General features: G+C 74.5%; 19 protein-coding genes. 2 read left to right on the top strand and 17 right to left on the bottom strand.

The window, feature by feature from the left end; all coding sequences use genetic code 11:
• Positions 1-91: 91 nt before the first annotated feature.
• From AC5L3Z_RS16360 to AC5L3Z_RS16350, 3 genes are read right to left on the bottom strand one after another with little or no spacing between them, the layout of a single operon-like run.
• Entirely contained in the window at positions 92-1204 is a 1113-nt protein-coding gene (locus tag AC5L3Z_RS16360; RefSeq protein WP_494842911.1) for a beta-ketoacyl-[acyl-carrier-protein] synthase family protein, read from the bottom strand.
• A complete protein-coding gene (locus AC5L3Z_RS16355; protein ID WP_494842909.1) occupies positions 1197-1442 on the bottom strand; it encodes an acyl carrier protein in 246 nt (81 codons plus the stop codon). The genes AC5L3Z_RS16360 and AC5L3Z_RS16355 overlap by 8 nt, the downstream gene beginning before the upstream one ends.
• A complete protein-coding gene (locus AC5L3Z_RS16350; protein WP_494842907.1) occupies positions 1442-1708 on the bottom strand; it encodes an acyl carrier protein in 267 nt (88 codons plus the stop codon). The genes AC5L3Z_RS16355 and AC5L3Z_RS16350 overlap by 1 nt, the downstream gene beginning before the upstream one ends.
• A gap of 17 nt (positions 1709-1725) precedes the next feature.
• Between AC5L3Z_RS16350 and AC5L3Z_RS16345 the strand changes: the two genes are divergently transcribed.
• Entirely contained in the window at positions 1726-2367 is a 642-nt protein-coding gene (locus AC5L3Z_RS16345; RefSeq protein ID WP_494842905.1) for a 4'-phosphopantetheinyl transferase family protein, read from the top strand.
• A 35-nt stretch (positions 2368-2402) separates the two neighbouring features.
• Here AC5L3Z_RS16345 and AC5L3Z_RS16340 read toward each other — a convergent pair whose 3' ends face one another.
• Both AC5L3Z_RS16340 and AC5L3Z_RS16335 read right to left on the bottom strand, forming a co-directional pair.
• Positions 2403-3794: a class I adenylate-forming enzyme family protein gene (locus tag AC5L3Z_RS16340; RefSeq protein WP_494842903.1), complete on the bottom strand. Its 1392-nt coding sequence runs from the start codon at positions 3792-3794 to the stop codon at positions 2403-2405.
• A gap of 421 nt (positions 3795-4215) precedes the next feature.
• On the bottom strand, positions 4216-6006 hold the full coding sequence (locus AC5L3Z_RS16335; RefSeq protein ID WP_494842901.1) for a hypothetical protein: 1791 nt from the start codon (positions 6004-6006) through the stop codon (positions 4216-4218).
• Positions 6007-6285: 279 nt separating this feature from the next.
• On the opposite strand from AC5L3Z_RS16335, the gene AC5L3Z_RS16330 reads away from it, so the two are divergent.
• Positions 6286-6408: a hypothetical protein gene (locus AC5L3Z_RS16330; protein WP_494842899.1), complete on the top strand. Its 123-nt coding sequence runs from the start codon at positions 6286-6288 to the stop codon at positions 6406-6408.
• A gap of 248 nt (positions 6409-6656) precedes the next feature.
• Here AC5L3Z_RS16330 and AC5L3Z_RS16325 read toward each other — a convergent pair whose 3' ends face one another.
• The 12 genes from AC5L3Z_RS16325 to AC5L3Z_RS16270 form a co-directional block, all read right to left on the bottom strand.
• Positions 6657-6983, bottom strand: coding sequence for a hypothetical protein (locus AC5L3Z_RS16325; RefSeq protein ID WP_494842897.1), 327 nt, complete (start codon positions 6981-6983; stop codon positions 6657-6659).
• A gap of 73 nt (positions 6984-7056) precedes the next feature.
• A complete protein-coding gene (locus AC5L3Z_RS16320; RefSeq protein WP_494842895.1) occupies positions 7057-7596 on the bottom strand; it encodes an SMI1/KNR4 family protein in 540 nt (179 codons plus the stop codon).
• Positions 7597-7654: 58 nt separating this feature from the next.
• Positions 7655-7819: a hypothetical protein gene (locus AC5L3Z_RS16315; protein ID WP_494842893.1), complete on the bottom strand. Its 165-nt coding sequence runs from the start codon at positions 7817-7819 to the stop codon at positions 7655-7657.
• 102 nt (positions 7820-7921) lie between these two features.
• Entirely contained in the window at positions 7922-8245 is a 324-nt protein-coding gene (locus AC5L3Z_RS16310) for an antibiotic biosynthesis monooxygenase family protein (protein WP_334532632.1), read from the bottom strand.
• Positions 8242-9492 (bottom strand): beta-ketoacyl synthase N-terminal-like domain-containing protein, encoded by a 1251-nt coding sequence (locus AC5L3Z_RS16305; RefSeq protein WP_494842891.1) that lies wholly within the window; start codon positions 9490-9492, stop codon positions 8242-8244. Before AC5L3Z_RS16305 ends, AC5L3Z_RS16310 begins: the two co-directional genes overlap by 4 nt.
• Positions 9493-9553: 61 nt before the next feature.
• A complete protein-coding gene (locus tag AC5L3Z_RS16300) occupies positions 9554-10822 on the bottom strand; it encodes a beta-ketoacyl-[acyl-carrier-protein] synthase family protein (protein WP_494842889.1) in 1269 nt (422 codons plus the stop codon).
• The gene (locus AC5L3Z_RS16295; RefSeq protein WP_494842887.1) at positions 10819-11223 is read right to left on the bottom strand and encodes a cupin domain-containing protein; all 405 of its coding nucleotides are present in this window, start codon (positions 11221-11223) and stop codon (positions 10819-10821) included. Before AC5L3Z_RS16295 ends, AC5L3Z_RS16300 begins: the two co-directional genes overlap by 4 nt.
• Complete coding sequence (locus AC5L3Z_RS16290; RefSeq protein ID WP_334532624.1) at positions 11216-11926, bottom strand: SRPBCC family protein; 711 nt, start codon at positions 11924-11926, stop codon at positions 11216-11218. The genes AC5L3Z_RS16295 and AC5L3Z_RS16290 overlap by 8 nt, the downstream gene beginning before the upstream one ends.
• Positions 11923-13347 carry an acetyl-CoA carboxylase biotin carboxylase subunit gene (locus AC5L3Z_RS16285; RefSeq protein ID WP_494842885.1) on the bottom strand — a complete coding sequence of 475 codons (1425 nt, stop codon included), beginning with the start codon at positions 13345-13347 and terminating at the stop codon, positions 11923-11925. The genes AC5L3Z_RS16290 and AC5L3Z_RS16285 overlap by 4 nt, the downstream gene beginning before the upstream one ends.
• A 15-nt stretch (positions 13348-13362) precedes the next feature.
• Positions 13363-13893, bottom strand: coding sequence for an acetyl-CoA carboxylase biotin carboxyl carrier protein (gene accB, locus AC5L3Z_RS16280; protein WP_494843242.1), 531 nt, complete (start codon positions 13891-13893; stop codon positions 13363-13365).
• Positions 13872-15602: an acetyl-CoA carboxylase carboxyltransferase subunit alpha gene (locus tag AC5L3Z_RS16275; RefSeq protein ID WP_494842883.1), complete on the bottom strand. Its 1731-nt coding sequence runs from the start codon at positions 15600-15602 to the stop codon at positions 13872-13874. Before AC5L3Z_RS16275 ends, accB begins: the two co-directional genes overlap by 22 nt.
• Positions 15599-15940 (bottom strand): TcmI family type II polyketide cyclase, encoded by a 342-nt coding sequence (locus AC5L3Z_RS16270; RefSeq protein ID WP_494842881.1) that lies wholly within the window; start codon positions 15938-15940, stop codon positions 15599-15601. The genes AC5L3Z_RS16275 and AC5L3Z_RS16270 overlap by 4 nt, the downstream gene beginning before the upstream one ends.
• Positions 15941-16041: the final 101 nt, after the last annotated feature.

Genomic DNA, 16041 nt, shown 5'->3' with positions numbered 1-16041 from the left:
CGCGGCCGGTCGGTTCCGGCCGCCGGTGCGGCCGTCCGGCCCGATTCGCCGGGGCCCGGAGTGCGGGACCGAGGCGGGTGGGCGGGGGCGGTCACGGGGCGCCGACCAGGAGCGCGGTGTTGGCGCCGCCGAAGGCGGCGTTGAGGCTGAGCGCGTACGGGGTGGTCGCGCGGCGGGGGGCGGAGGTGATGACGGTCAGCGGGCAGGCCTCGTCGGGGCCGAGCCAGCCGGCGTTGACCGGCAGCCTCCCCCACCGGAGCGCGAGCACGGTCACCACGAGTTCGAGCAGCCCGGAGGCTTCCAACGCGTGCCCGTGCACCGACTTGGTGGAGCTGACCGGCACCCGGTCGGCGACGTCGCCCAGGGCCAGCCGCAGCGCGGCCGCCTCGGAGGCGTCGCTGAACCCGGTGCCGGTGGCGTTGGCGTTGACGTAGCCGATCGCGTCGGCGGGCAGCCCGGCCCGGCGCAGCGCCGCCCCGACCGCCCGGGCCAGCCCCCGCCCGCCCGGGTCCGGCTGGCACGGGTGGTACGCGTCCCCGGCCCGCCCCCAGCCCCTGATGGTCGCCACCGGCGTGCCACCCCGGCGGTGTGCCGCCCCGGCGGACTCCAGCACCACCGCGGCCACCCCGTCGCCGAGCAGCAGGCCCCGCCGGCCGGCGCTGAAGGGGCGTACCGCGCCGTCGGCGGCGAGCGCCCGGCCGGCGTCGAAGAGCGCGAACTGGTCCGGTTCGACCAGGTAGCCGGCGGCGACCACGACCCGCTCGACGTCACCGCGGCGGATCATCGTGGCGGCGTCGGCCACCGCGGTGCTCGCCGAGACGCAGGCGCTGGTGTAGATCCGCGTCGGGCCGCCGAGGCCGCCGCGCCGGGCCAGGTGAGCGGCGAGCGCCGGCACCTCCGGGCCCGGGTCGGCCGCCGGGCCGCCGTGCGTCGCCAGCAGCAGGGCCGACTCCGCCCTGGCCGCCGCGTCGAGCCCGGCCGCCCGGCAGGCCGCGTCGATCGCCTCGGCCAGCTCGTCGGGCAGCGTCCCCACCTCGGGCAGGGTCGCCGCGACGGTGACCCGGCGGCCGGCGGTGTCGAAGCGGCGTACCGGCCGGAACGCCGGCGCGCCGGCGAGCACTCCGGCGAGCTGCGCGTCGGCGCCCCTGCCGAGGGCGCTGACCGCGTCTACGCCGGAGATCGCTACGGCCCCCCGCTCAGCCATCGGCGGGGCTGGTCAGGCAGGTGCGGAACACCGCCAGGGCGTCGTCGACGGTACGGATGCCGGCCAGCTGGTCGTCGGTGAGCTCCAGCCGCCGGTCGTAACGCTGCTCGACGAGGTGCACCAGCCAGGCGAGTTCCATCGAGCCGACCCGGTGCGGCACCTGGTCGACGGGTTTCGCGCTCATCTCGGCGAGCATGCTCACCAGGTCAGCTCGCCCCAGGTCGGGCTGACCGGCCATCAGCGGTCGGCGGCGGTCTGACCGGCGATCCGGTCGGCGACCATGGCGGTGAACTCGCCGACCGTCATCAGGGCCAGCTTCTCCGACTCGTCGTCGGCGAACTTCAGGCCGTAGCGGTCCTCGACGCGGACGGACAGGTCGGCCAGGGCGAGGGACTCCAGGTCGACCCCGGACGGGCCGAGGGTGGTCTCGTCGTCGATCCCCTCGACGTCGTAGTTCATGTCCTCGAGCTGCTCGATGACGAAGGTTCGGACCTCGTCTCGCATGGCTTTAACCTCTCTTCATGGGCGAGCTGACGGTGTCCGGTCGGGACACCGTGCACGTGTGGGTCGGCCGTACCACCGGCGGTCGGCCGGAGGTGGCGCCGCTGCTGCGGCACGCGGGTGGCGCGCTGCTCGGCGGGCCCGAGCGGGAGGTCGCGGTGGGTCGGACGCCCGGCGGGCGGCCCTGGGTACGGGCCGGCGGGGTGGCGCTGCCGGTCAGCGTCAGCCACGGCGAGGGGCTGGTCGTGGTCGCCGCCCGCCGGGCCGGCCCGGTCGGGGTGGACGTGGAGCGGCGCCGGCCGCTGCCCGCCGTGGCGCTGGCCCGCCGCTGGTACGCCCCGGCCGAGGCGGCCTGGCTGGCCGGCCTGCCCGACAGCGCCCGGGTGGAGGCGTTCCTGCTGCTCTGGACGGCCAAGGAGGCGGTGGGCAAGGCCCTGGGCGCGGGGTTGCGCTCCGGTGGTCTGCGTCGGCGGATGCCGGTGCCCGCGCACCCCGTGGAGCTGCTGCGCCCGTTGCCCGACCGCTGCGGCGTCCGGGTCGGACATCCGGGGTGCGGTGCCGGGTGGGTGCTCGCGGTCGCGGTCGGCGGCGAAGCCGCTGACCCCGGCGCCGGGGAGTCCGTCCCGGCCGCCCCGGTCAAGGTGTCGGTGCGGTACGCCTAGCCGGCCGGTGCCCTCGTGTCCGCCGAGCGGGCCGGTCACGGCGCCGCCGCCCGGAGCGCGGTGGCGGATCGGACCAGCTTGCCGGTGGTGGTGCGGGGCAGCTGCTCGACGAGGTGCAGGGTGCGGGGGCGCTTGTAGCCGGCCAGCCGTTCGGCGAGCAGCTTCTCCAGCACCTCCTCCGACAGCGGGCCGTCGGGCTGCACGTACGCGGTGATCTCCCCGTCGTGGACCACCACGGCCGCGCCCACTCCGGGCAGCCCGGCCAGAGTCGCCTCGACCTCGGTGAGGTCCACCTTCAGGCCGCCGACCGAGACCTGCGAGTCGAGCCGCCCCTTGACGGTGACCAGACCGGTGTCGGCGTCGACCGTGCCGGCGTCGCGGGTGTGCAGCCAGCCGTCGGCCCACCGGGTCGGGTCGCTGAGCCCCACGTACGGCGACGCCGGGCAGCTGACGTGCAGCTCGCCGTCGACCTCGCGGACCTCGATGCCGGGCGCCGGGGCGATGGACGGGCGGTGCCGGCCGTGCAGGTCGGTGCCGATCACCCCGACCTCGGTCATCCCGTACATGTTGCCCAGCGGAACGCCGAACCGGTCGGTGAAGGCCTGGGCGGTGGCGGCCGGGACCAGCTCCCCGCCGGTGGTCATCCGCCGGAACTGTGGCAGCGGGCCGGCCGGGCGGGTGGAGGCGAGCAGTCCGATGTGGAAGGGCACCCCGAGCACGGTGGCCGGGGTGGCCTGGGCGGCGATGGCGGCGAGCACCGCGTCGCCGCTGAGCCGCTCCGGCGGCACCAGCTCCACGCCGACGTGCAGGCCGTAGAGGAGGCCACCGACCAGGCCGAGCACGTGCACCATGGACGGCAGCAGGATGATCCGTTCGCCGGGCAGCGCCACCCCGTCGATCCGGGTGTAGCGGTGCACCTCGGCGACCAGGTCGGCGGCGGTGCGGCCGATCACCTTGGACGGGCCGGTGGAGCCGGAGCTGAGCTGGATCACCGCGTGTCCGCTGGTGGCCGGCCGGTCGGCGTACGCGGTGACTCCCTCGGTCACGTCGACGAAGATCCGCAGCGCGCCACCGCCGGTGCGCACCGGGGCGACCACCACCTGCGGGGTGAGCCGCTCCAGCGCCTGACGCACCTCGTGGTCGGTGAGCCGGTGGTCCAGCAGGATCGCCTGGGCGCCGGTGCGCCAGGTGGCGAGCAGGTTCACCACGTACGCCAGCGAGGGAGGCAGCCGCAGCGCGGCGGCCCCGCCGGGGCGCAGCCCGCCTGCGGTGAGGCGGTCCTGCGCCCCGGTGACCAGGCGGTGCAGGGTGGCCCGGTCGACCGGCTCGGGCAGGCGTAGACAAACGTCGGTCGAACGCCCGCTGAACAGAAGGTCGTCGACCCAACCGGGGTCCTGCGCCTCAGAATCTTCCGTCGGACGATCCATGGTCACCGCCGTCCACCGCCCAGCATGAAAGAGGGCGGAATCCGCCCATACAGTGCATCTTTTGGGGTGCTGACGGAACCCTACGGCAGCCTGGGAAAGCACTGCTAGATGCAAATGGCTGGATCGGAAAGGGCCTGCGGTCGGATTGCCGACCCTCGATCGGACGGGCAGTATCACCCGCGCATCCACCACTCCCGGTCATCAAGAGGTGGACGGAGAGAGTCGATCTTGCTCTATGCCGCCAACCGCCCTGAATAGCCGGGGGGCGAAACGGGAGGGCGAGATGCGCTGGTTGCTGGTGCTGCTGATCGTGGTGCTCGTGGTCCTGGGGTTCTGGCTGCCCCGTGGGGGCGTTCAGGGCCGGCAGGTCGGCGACGGCCTCATCTGCCGGCCTGCTCCTACAGCGAGGACGGGCTACCCCTCACCCCTGTCCCGTTCCCTTCCCACCACCATCAGCCCACCCGACCCTGCGCATGTCGCAGCGGCCCGCCTCGCCGTCGAGGTGGCCCGCCGACGGATCGCCCTCGGCCTCACCAAGAAATGCTTCGCGGCGCTCGCCGACATCGCCCTCCGCACCGTCCACCACGTCGAGGACGGCTACCCGGCGGCGCTGCGTCGCGCCACCGTCTCCGGTCTCGAGTGGGGCCTGCGGTGGACGGCCGGTAGCGTCGCTGACGTCGTCGCCGGCGATCGCCCAGGGAAGCTGGCCGAGCCGGAACCTGACTTGACCCGGGCGAAGTGGATGATCGTCAACGCGGGCCTGCCGGGGAAGATCGAGGCCGCGTTGATCGCGCACACGCAGGCGCGGCGTGAGGACATGATGGCGGCGTTGGAGTCGGAAGCCCTTCTCCTCCTGGCGCAGGTGCGGTCCGGGTTGCAGCACCGGTCCCATCCGTCGGAGTAGCCGCCGGTCAGCCGGCGGGGTGACCGCGTCGACCCGTGTCGCGGGGTGGATCAGCAGCAGCCATACCAGCAGCCACACCACCGTTGTGACCCGGTTCGCGGTCAGCGTCGGTAACCCCAGCGACCCGGCGACGACCACCAGGAGCACGCCCCGGCCGAGGCGCACCATCACCGGGTCGGCGATACCCCGCGCGTGGAGCCAGCAGCCAACGAACACGACCATGATGGCGGCGTGGACGGCCACCCCGACCATGCCGGCCATCACCAGCGCCTCCACCCACGAGCTGTCGTAGGCGACCGCGAGGCCGCCCACCCCGAACCCGAACCACGGGGCGTGGTCCATGACGAGACTCGCGGCGTCGGCGAGCGTCGAGTTCTCACCGAACCGGCTGGCCGAGTACAGCGACACCAGGCTGCCGCCCCGCTCGCCCGGGTTCAGCCAGTCGTCGAGGAGCACCCCGCCGATCGGGGAGTCCGGCCGGCTGGCCTGATGGTCGAAGACGGCAAAGACGGCGGCGACGGCGGCGACGATCCCGGCCCGGCCCGGCCAGGTAGCGGCCCGTAGGCCCTGCCACAACGCAATCGGCAGCCCGACCAGCAGGAAGATTTTCGACGCGGTGAGCAGGCCACCGATGGTGATGGCGACGCTCGTGACCGCGAGCAGCACCGGCCGGCGCCGCAGGAGGATCGCCGCCATGATCAGGCCGATGGAGTACATGACGCCCGCCTCGGCGGGCTGGTTGAAGATGCCGCTGTAGCGGCCCATCTCGGCCGCCCTGGACGCAGTCGTGACCGCGCCGGGGTCGGCGCTGCTCCAGAACCGGGACAGGGCAGGGGTCAGGTCGCCGACCTGGGACAGGGTGAGGTAGCCGAGACCGGCGTTGATGCACAGGGCGGCGATGAGGACGGTGCCGGCGACGCGGACGAGCCGCGCCCGGTCGACGTCGCCGACGGTGAGGACGTACCCGATGAGGAGGACCGCCAGCGGGAGGAGGAGGTTGTCCAGGCCGGCGGCGATCCCGACCTGCGCGTACCCGGTTGTCGTCGCGGCCGACCCGATCGACGCCGCGACGGCGAACGCGGCTTGGACCAGCAGGAGCCCACCCAGGGCGGCGGCAGCGACGGGTACCCGCCTCACCGCTTGGGCGGCGAGGAGCAGGCAGACACCGCTGACGGCGATGACGGCGAGTTGCTCGGTGCGTACGCCGGCGATGGGGGTGTACGGGCCGAACGCGGCGGCGACGAGGGCGGCGACCGTCAGGTCAGCCGTCCGTTGGCGTGCCGTGTGGCGCTTCCCGTGCTGAGACAATGTGAACCTCCTCAACATGGGAACGAATCACATCGCCTTATCGCTCGCCCGGTGCTGGCTCCGCCGGACCGGCCGAGGCGGGCAGCGTGCCGTGCCGGAACCCTACGGCAGCCTGGGAAACCATTGCTTGATCTAAATAGCTAGATCAAGAAAGGCGACCGGTCGGATTGCCGCCCCTCGATCGGTCGGGCAGTATCACGCGCGCCCCCACCACTCCTGGTGATCAGGGTGTTTACGGTGAGTGTGCACAGGAGATGCTCTACGGGGAGGGAGGACGAGATGCGCTGGTTGCTGTTACTGCTGATCGTTGTGCTGGTGCTCCTGGGTTTCTGGCTGCCCCGCCGGGCGTTCAAGGCCGGCAGGTCGACGCGCCGACGGATCGAGGAGCACCGGGACCGGTGAGGGCGCCGGGTCTGCGGCGACCGCCCGACCGCGACGGGGTGCCGGTGGGCGCGGCGAGACGTCCTCGCTGCGCCGGCGGGCCGGTGCGCCCGGTACGTACGGGTCGTCGCGATCGCCGTCGTCTGCGTGATTCGTGCCGGCCGGATCGGGCAGGCGGTGGCCACGGCGCTCCCGGTCGCCCTGATCGCGGCGGCGCCCAGGGTCGCGCCCTGGCTGCACCGGCCGGGCCGTGCTGGCTAGGGCACGGGTCAGCAGCGCCGCGACCACCACGGAAGATCATCGGGCGTCTGCGGATCGTGGTGGGTGCGGCGCGACAACGCGTCGTCCAGGGCCTCGACAACCGTCCGCAACTCTCCGGCGGCAGGTGCGGGCAGCATGGCGACCGTCTCCTCCAGCCGGTCCCGCGCCCAGCCCACCCCGCAGCACAGGCAGGTGAACTCGGCCTCCCATGGCCTCCAGCGTCGCCGGCGGCCGGACGCGTGCGCGCGCCACACGCTGACGGCGGCGCACACCACGCCGGGTAGCCACCGCCGCCCCTCCAGCTGCCGGACGGCCGCGTTGGCGGGACCGGACAACCCGGGGATGTCGCGATAACGGATCCACGGCGTTCGGGCGGAAACTACGCGAGGACGCAGCGAGGATGGCCGTCTACGAGGCACGTCCCCTTTCGTACGCCAGTGCTTGCGAGCTGAGCAGTGCCTCGAAGGCGGGGATCTCGGCCTGCGCGGCGGCGATCATCTCCGCGGTCGACCGTCGGGTGGAGCCGGTGTACCGCTGCGCGATGGTCGTCAGCACGGCGACGGGCTCGGGCACGCGCTCGATGCCGTCGACCGTCTCGAGCGGGCCGACGCCATTCGCCAGCAGCCACAGATAATCGCCGAGGTCACGCGCGATGACGGTGTACTCGCCTTCAGAGCCCAGGAACACGACGGGCTGGCGGTCGAGAGGGCCGCCCGGGTCACGGAGCCAGAAGGCGGCCAGACCACCGGCGCCGTCCTGGCCGAAGGCGAGGAACGGAGGAACGCCGGCCGTAGCGTCGTTCGTCCAGTCCTGCCACCACTCCACCATGTCGCCCGACCACAGGAACGTGTCGTAGGGCTCGAAGTCGTGCCCGCTGTGCTCGTGACAGAACCCCGCCGCGTGCGCTTCGACGAGCACCGCAGGCAGCTGCAGGTCCCCGTTCGTCATCGCCGCAGTCTAGGTAGTGCCCCTCGCCACCGCTGCGGGTCCCCACGGCGGGCGGGATTCAGATCTTGGACAGTTGCCGTTCGTCAGCGACGGAAAGTGTCCAAGATCTGCGCCGGCGGGCGGGCGGTGCGGCAGTCACCACCTTTGAGACGCGCAACGGGACGCCGGGGCGGATCGCGCGGATCGCCAGGGCGAGCAACAGGAGGGCGAGCAGGTACGACACCGGTCAGCCCGTGCCGGGTGGGACCGTCCGTCGCCTTGCACAGACTGGCGCCGACGACCGCGGCGGAGATCGCGCGGAGCAGGCACAGGTCCGGCACGCCGGTCAGACCCGGGCCACCTCCGGCGTCTGGGCGTGTACGACGAAGCGCAACGACCGGGCGTCGGTGAAGCACTCCCGCATCGGGCGTACCAGGTCCCGGTGCTCCGGGCTGCGCTCCCACGCCTCGAAGTCGGCCAGCGCGGCCCACTCGCTGGTGATCAGCCACTGCTCCGGGTCGGTGGCCGAGCGGCACACCTGGTCCACCAGGTGGCCCGGCACCCCCTCGGCGACCAGGTGCCGGACCGCCTCGTACGCCCGCAGGAAGTCCGCGGTGCGCTCCTCGGCGACCCGGACCAGGAAGACCACCCTCGCGCGTTCTCCGCTCATCGTGCCGCTCCTTCCGGCGCCGGTGGCGCGCCCCGCACCACCAGCGCGCTGTTGAAACCGTCGTAGCCGCGCGCGCAGACCAGCGCGACCCGGCTGCGGGGCCGCCGGGGCGCCCGCAGGAAGTCCAGCTCGCAGCCCGGCGCCGGCTCCACCGGGCCCGCCGAGGCGGGCAGCGTGTCGTGCCGGAAGGCAAGCAGCGCGGTCGCCACGTCCAGCGCCGCACCACCCTGGTGGGCGCGGCCGGTCAGCGCCTTGTGGGTGGTCACCGGCGGTGGCCGGTCACCGAAGACCGCGCGCAGCGCCTCGGCCTCGGCGCGGTCGTAGCGGAGCACGCCGAGCGCGTCGGGGACCACCACGTCCACCTCCTCCGCTGCGACCCCGGAGCGGTCCAGCGCCAACCGCATCGCCCGGGCGTACCGGGCGGGATCACCCGCGCTGCCCGGTCCGGTGTGGACGGCGTCGTGGGTGGCGCCCCAGCCGGTCACCTCGCCGTAGATCCGGGCGCCCCGGGCCAGCGCGTGGCCCAGCTCCTCCACCACGAAGACCGCGCCCCCCTCGGCCGGCACGTACCCGCCGGCCGCCCGGTCGAACGGCCGGTACGCCACCGCCGGGTCGTCGACGTCGCTGAGCAGGCCGGAGCGGAGCTGACAGGTCAGCGCGTACGGGCTCAGCGGGCACTCGGTGGCGCCGGCGATCACCACCGGGGTGCCGCGGCGCACCGTGCGCACCGCGTGGGCGAGGCTGTCCAGCCCGCCGGCCGACTCGGCGACCAGCACCCCGCACGGCCCCTTGAACTGGTGGTGGATGGAGAGCTGCCCGACGCTGGCGGCGTAGAACCAGGCGATCGACTGGTACGCCCCGACGGTGCGGGTCGGCCCGCCCCAGAGCCGTTGCAGCTCCCGCTGGCCGAACAGGTTGCCCCCCGACGAGCTGGCCAGGGTGACCGCCCAGCCGTACGGGTCGGGGGCCCGCTGCGGCAGGCCCGCGTCGGCCAGCGCCAGCCGGGTGGCGGCGAAGCCGAGGTGGGTCCACCGGTCGGTCTGCACCAGCTGCCGGTTGTCGGCGTACGCGGCCGGGTCGAAGTCGGCGACCTCGCCGGCGACCCGGGTCGGGTAGCCGGCCGGGTCGAAGAGGGTGACCGGTCCGGTGCGCCGGGTGCCGTCGACGACGGTCCGCCAGTGCGCGGCGGCGCCGATCCCGCTGGGCGCCACCACCCCGATGCCGGTCACCACGGCGCGGGCGGTCACCGGGTCACCGCCCGGTCCACCGGGGCCACCGGCCGCGGCCCACCCACCGCCTGCGGCCCGGTCACGCCGGGACCGCCAGCCGGCGGAAGAGCATCGCGGACTGGAAACCGCCGAAGCCGCTGCCCACCGAGAGCGCCACGTCCACCGGCGTCTCCCGGGCCACGTTCGGCACGTAGTCCAGGTCGCACTCCGGGTCGCGGGTGGTCCAGTTCGCGGTGGGCGGCACCACGCCCTGCTCGATGGCCAGGGCGCAGGCGGCCATCTCGATAGAGCCGATCGCCCCGAGGGAATGCCCGACCATCGACTTGATGGAGCTGACCGGCACCCGGTACGCGGCCTCGCCGAGGGCCCGCTTGAACGCCGCCGTCTCGTGCCGGTCGTTCTGCCGGGTGCCGGAGCCGTGGGCGCTGATGTAGGAAACCTCCTCCGGGGCGAGCCGGGCCTGGCGCAGCACGTCGCTGATCGCCACGGCCATCTCCACCCCGTCGGGGCGCAGCCCGGTCATGTGGAAGCCGTTGCTGCGGCTGGCGTAGCCGGCCAGTTCGCAGTAGACGTGCGCGCCGCGCCGGCGGGCGTGCTCCCACTCCTCCAGCACCAGCACGGCGGCGCCCTCGGCGAGGACGAAGCCGTGCCGGTCGGCGTCGAAGGGCCGGGACGCGTGCGCCGGGTCGTCGTTGTCCGGGCTGGTCGCCTTGATCGCGTCGAAGGAGGCGACGGTGACCGGGGAGATCGGCGAGTCGGCGGCCCCGGCGAGCACGATGTCGGCCTCGCCGTCGGTGACGAGCTGGTGGGCGTACCCGATCGCGTCGATGCCGGAGGTGCAGCCGGTGGAGATCACCTGGGCCGGTCCGTGCAGACCGTGCCGGACCGCCACGTCGGCGGCGAGGCTGCTGGGCACCAGCGCCGGATACAGGTACGGCCCGGCGAGGGCGTGGTCGACCAGCCACCGGCGACCGGAGTCGCTGACCCGCACGTACTCCTGCTCCAGGGCCATGGTGCCGCCGACGGCGGTGCCGAGCACCACCCCGGCGACCTCCCGCTCGGCGTCGGTCAGGGTGAGCCCGCTGTCGGCCAGGGCCTCGGTGGAGCAGGCCAGGGCGAACTGCACGTACCGGTCGGCGCGCTGCCGCTCGGCCGGGGTCAGCCCGGCGGCGTCGGGGTCGAAGTCGCACTCGGCGGCGAGCTGCGAGCGGAACGGCGACGGATCGAAGAAGGTGATCCGGCGGGTCGCCGTCCGCCCCTCGGTGATGGTCTTCCAGAACCGGTCGCGGGTGACGCCGCCGGGGGCGACCACCCCGATCCCGGTGACCACCGTGCGGCGCCCGGTCACGACGGGCCCCGCTGCTGGGCCAGCTCCGTGTCGACGTGGCCCAGCTCCGGGCGGGGCGCCAGGGGTCCGAGGTGGAACACCACCTCGGCCGGGGCGTCGCCGGTGTTGCGCAGCCGGTGGCGCACGTTGCGCGGCACGAAGAGCGCCTCGCCGGCCGCCAGGGGCACCGGTTCGTCGTCCAGGTCGACGGTGATGCCGCCGCGGGCGACGTAGAGGAACTCCTCGCTGTAGGGGTGGTAGTGCTCGGCGATCCGCTCCCCTGGCGCGAGCGCGGCGACCCCCATGAAGCCGGAGGTGCTGCCGACGGTCTTCGGGCCGAGGAGCACCCGCAGCTCCCCGCCGCGCCGCCGGTCGGCGGTCACGTCCCGGGCGGCGACCACGCCACCGGTGGTCTCACTCATCGCCGCCTCCCGCGTACGCCCGCTCGATCCGGTCCTTGATGATGGCCAGCTGCACCCGGCTGTTGGCGTTGATCCGCTCGGTCATCCCGGCGTCGTCCACCGGGGCGGTCGGCTTCATGGCGAAGTCCTGCACCCAGGTCATCCGGGTGCCGCCGGGCACCTCGTCGTAGCGCCAGCGGATCCGCATGTACTCGAACGGCCCGGTCTCCACCCGGTGCGCCCGGACCTGTCGGGTGGCCGGGTCGGCGGTGCGTTCGCTGACCCAGCTCCACGAGGTGCCGTTCTCGTCGGGGTGCATGGTGAGCCGGAAGCGCACCGTGTCGCCCTCCTGGTGCAGGATCTCCACCACGGCGTACTCGGTGAACAGCTCGGTCCACCGGGCCACGTCGTTGGTGATGTCCCAGACCAGCGGCAGCGGCGCGGCGATGTCGATGCTGTTCTCGGTGTGGCCGGGTGGGTGGGCGCGGCGGGCGACCAGGTCGGCGACGGCGGGGATGCTCAACTGCCCGGCCTGCTCGGGGATCTGGACCCGCCACCGGTCGGCCACCACCGCGGAGAGCTCCAGCAGGGCGAGCGAGTCCATGCCCAGCTCCTCCAGGGAGGCGGCGGGGGCGCGGGCGGCGGCGTCGGCGTCCAGGCCGCAGTGCGCCACCAGGATGTCGGTGATCTCCGTGGTGAGCGGCTGCCCGTGGGTGACGGTCATCTCGATTCCTCCTCGGTAGCGGTCAGGACGGTGCGGGGGCGCGGTGGCGGGGCGGTGGGAGCGGCCGGCTGGTCGCCGGCGAGCAGGCGGTCCACCAGGGACGTGCCGTGGCGGCCCTTGCGGAACGCGGCGTCGTCGAGCACCCGGCGGACGAACGGGATGGTGGTACGCATCCCGGGGCCGGTGACGACGAACTCGTCGAGCGCGCGTTCCAGCCGGTTCAGCGCCAGCTCCCGGTCCGGCGCCCAGACCGCCACCTTCGCCAGCAGCGAGTCGTAGTGCGGCCCGACGACGTAGCCGGCGTGGCCGTGGGTGTCGACCCGGGTGAACGGCCCGCCGGGCGGGACGAAGCGGTCCAACCGGCCGGGGGTCGGGGCGAAGCCGCGGTCCGGGTCCTCGGCGTTGACCCGGCACTCCACGGCGACCCCGTGCAGCCGGATGTCCTCCTGCCGCCAGCGCAGGGGCAGCCCCGCGGCGATGTGCAGCTGCTCGTGCACCAGGTCGATCCCGGTGATCATCTCGGTGACCGGGTGCTCGACCTGGATCCGGCAGTTGATCTCCAGGAAGTGGTACCGCTCCTCGGCGTCGACCAGGAACTCCATGGTGCCGGCGCCGGTGAAGCCGACCTCCAGCGCGCCGCGCAGGGCGGTCTCCGCGATGCTGTCCAGGGTCGCGGCGGACAGCGCCGGCGCGGGCGCCTCCTCGACCAGCTTCTGGTGCCGCCGCTGCACCGAGCAGTCCCGGGTGCCCAGGTGCACACCCGCGCCGTGGGAGTCGCAGAGCAGCTGCACCTCCACATGGCGGGCGTCGGTGAGGTACCGCTCGACGTACACCCGGTCGTCGCCGAAGGCGGCCTGCGCGGCGGCCCGGGTCCGGGCGTAGGCCCGGGACAACTCCGCCGCGGAGCGGACCACCGTCATCCCCCGGCCGCCACCACCGGCGGCGGCCTTCACGATCACCGGGTAACCCACCTCGGCGGCGACCTCCGCCGCCTGGGCGGCCGTCGGCACCGGGCTGACGCTGCCCGGCGGCAGCGGCAGGCCGGCCCGGCGCATCAGCGCCCGCGCGGAGGACTTGTCGGCCAGCGCCGCCATCACCTGCGGCGGCGGGCCGATGAAGACCAGCCCGTTGTCGGCGCAGATCTCGGCGAAGTCGGCGTCCTCGGAGAGGAAGCCGTAGCCGGGGTGCACGGCCTGCGCCCCGACCTGCCGGGCGGCCTCGACGATCGCCGCGGCGTTGAGGTAGCTGCGCTTGCTCGGAGCCGGTCCGATCAGGACCGCCTCGTCGGCCAGGCGCACCGGCGCGGAGTCGGCGTCCGCGGTGGAGTAGACCACCGCCGTGCGTACCCCGAGCTCCCGGCAGGCGCGCAGCACCCGCAGCGCGATCTCACCCCGGTTGGCGATGAGCACCTTCTCGAACATTCCCCACACCCCGCCTCAGACCGGGTCCAACGTGACCAGTGGCTGGTCGTACTCCACCGGCTGGCCGTCGACGGCCAGCACCTCGGCGACCCGGCCGGCACGCTCCGCGGTCACCTCGTTCATCAGCTTCATCGCCTCGACGATGCCGACGACCTGACCGGGCCGCACCGCGTCGCCGACGTTCACGAACGGCGCCGCCCCCGGCTCCGGCGCGCGGTAGAAGGTCCCGACCATCGGCGAGCGCACCTCCGCCCGCCCGGCCGGCGGCGCGACCGGCGGCACCGGCGGCGCCGGCACGGCGGCCTCCGGCACGGGACCGCTCTCCGGCACCACGGCCGGGGCGGCCGTACCGTGCCACTCCACCTCCAGCACGGTGTCGCCGCTGCGCAGCCGCACCCGACGCACCGGGCCGGCCAGCTCGGCGACGAGGTGCCGTGCCTGCCGGCGCAGCCCGGCCAGCACGGCGTCCACCCCGGCGGTCTCCTCGCCGGGCGCCGGACCGTCGGTCCGCAGCGTGCCGGCGCTCACCGGGCACCCGCCCGGGATCCGACGCGCGCCGCGCCGAACCGGCGGAACCGCTGCCGGCGACGGCGTACCAGGGTCGCGGTCGGCACGTCGAGCAGCGGCAGCAGGTTCGCCCGCACCGCCTCGCGCAGGGCCCGGGTCGCCGCCTCCGGGTCGTGGTGGGCGGCCGGGGCCGGCTCCGGGACGACGTCGTCGACGATGCCGAGCCGGCACAGGTCGGGCGCGGTCAGCCGGAGCGCGCGGGCCGCCTGCGGGGCCGCGCCGCGGTCCGGCCAGAGGATGGCGGCGCAGCCCTCCGGGCTGATCACCGAGTAGACCGCGTGCTGGAGCATCAGCACCCGGTCGGCCACGGCGAGGGCCAGCGCGCCGCCGCTGCCGCCCTCCCCGGTCACCACGGCGACGACCGGCACCGGCAGCACGCTCATGGCGAGGATGTTCTCCGCGATCGCCGCCGCCTGGCCCTGCTCCTCGGCCCGTACCCCGGGGTCGGCACCGGGGGTGTCGACCAGGGTGACGACCGGCAGTCCGAGGCGGGCGGCGAGCCGCATCAGTCGCAGCGCCTTGCGGTGACCGGCCGGGCTGGCCATGCCGAAGTTGCGGGCGACCAGCTCGCCGGTGGTGTGTCCCTTCTGGTGGCCGATCACCATGAGGTGCCGGCCGTCGAGCCGGGCCAGCCCGCCGACGACGGCCGGGCAGTCCCCGCCGAGTCGGTCGCCGTGCAGCTCCACGAAACCCTCGAACGCCGAGTCCAGGTAGTCCAGGGTGGTCGGCCGGCCGGGATGCCGGGCCAGCCGTACCGTCTCCCAGGCGTCACCGCCCGCCGGCTGCCCGGCCGGCGTCGCGGTCGGCTCGGCGCCGTCGGCCCGCCGGGCGGCGCCGGGCGGCCGCTCCTGCCGGGGTACGGCCGCGGCCGGCACCGGGCGACGGCCGGTCCCCGCCGCGGCGAGCAACGCGGCGAGCCGCCCGCGCAGCGCGTGCCGGGGCACCACCATGTCCACCTGGCCGTGCCGGAGCAGGAAGTCGGCGGTCTGGAAGCCCTCAGGCAGCGCCCGGCCGGTCACCTGGCGGATCACCCGGGGACCGGCGAAGCCCATCCGGGCGCCGGTCTCGGCGAGCACCACGTCGGTGTTGGTGGCGAACGAGGCGGCCACGCCCCCGTAGGTGGGGTCGGTGAGCACGCTGACGGTGAGCAGTCCCGCCTCCCGCAGCCCGGCGATCGCCTGGCTGACCGTGGCCATCTGCATCAGCGACAGGGCGCCCTCCTGCATCCGCGCCCCGCCGGAGGCGGTGACCAGGACCAGCGGGATCCGGTCGTCGAGGGCCCGCTCGGCGGTCCGGGTGATCATCTCTCCGACGGCGGCGCCGAGGCTGCCGCCGAGGAACCGGAAGTCCATCACGGCCAGCGCGCACCGGTGCCGGCCGACGGCGGCGGTGCCGCAGACGACCGCCTCGTCCAGGCCGGTGCCGGCGCGGGCGGCGGTCAGCCGGTGCGGGTACGGCAGCACGTCGACGAAGTCGATCGGGTCCACCTCGGCCGGCCGGTCCGGCAGCGGGGTGAACGACCCCGGATCGACCAGTTGGGACAGGCGCTCCGGCGCGGCCAACCGGGCGTGGGCGCCGCACTCCGGGCAGACGTCGAGGTTGCGGCGCAGCCGCTTGCGGTACAGCAGGCTGGCGCACCCCTCGCAGCGGGACCAGAGCTGCTCCTGGCGGGGCGCGGTGGCGGTCACGGCCGCCGCCCGGTGGCGGTCACGGCGTCGAACCGGTAGAAGCAGTGGGCCATCGCGTCCCGCGGCTCCCGCCAGGTCGGCAGGTACGGCGAGACGTAGGGCCGCAGTCGGGCGCTGACCCGCTGGAACTCGGGGTGCCCGCGGGCCGCCTCGACCGCGCCCTCCGCCGGCGACTCGGTCTCCAGCAGGTGCACGTACAGATCGTGCAGCCGGTACAACGACCGGTGCCGGACCCCGACCAGCCGCGGCAGGTCGGTCGCGTCGGACTCGGCGAAGATCTCGGCCACCTGTGCCTCGGCGGTTGGGACCACCTTCGCGACGATCAGCGAACGGTCCATGGTTGGGCCTCCCCCCACGGCCTCGGACGCGGTGCGGACCGCGTCGTCTCCGGCCGGACGACTGCCGACACGATGCCGGGCGGCGCGTCACCCGGGCGTCA

Source organism: Micromonospora sp. LZ37 (assembly GCF_059359015.1).
This window is presented reverse-complemented; position numbering and strand designations above follow the sequence as displayed.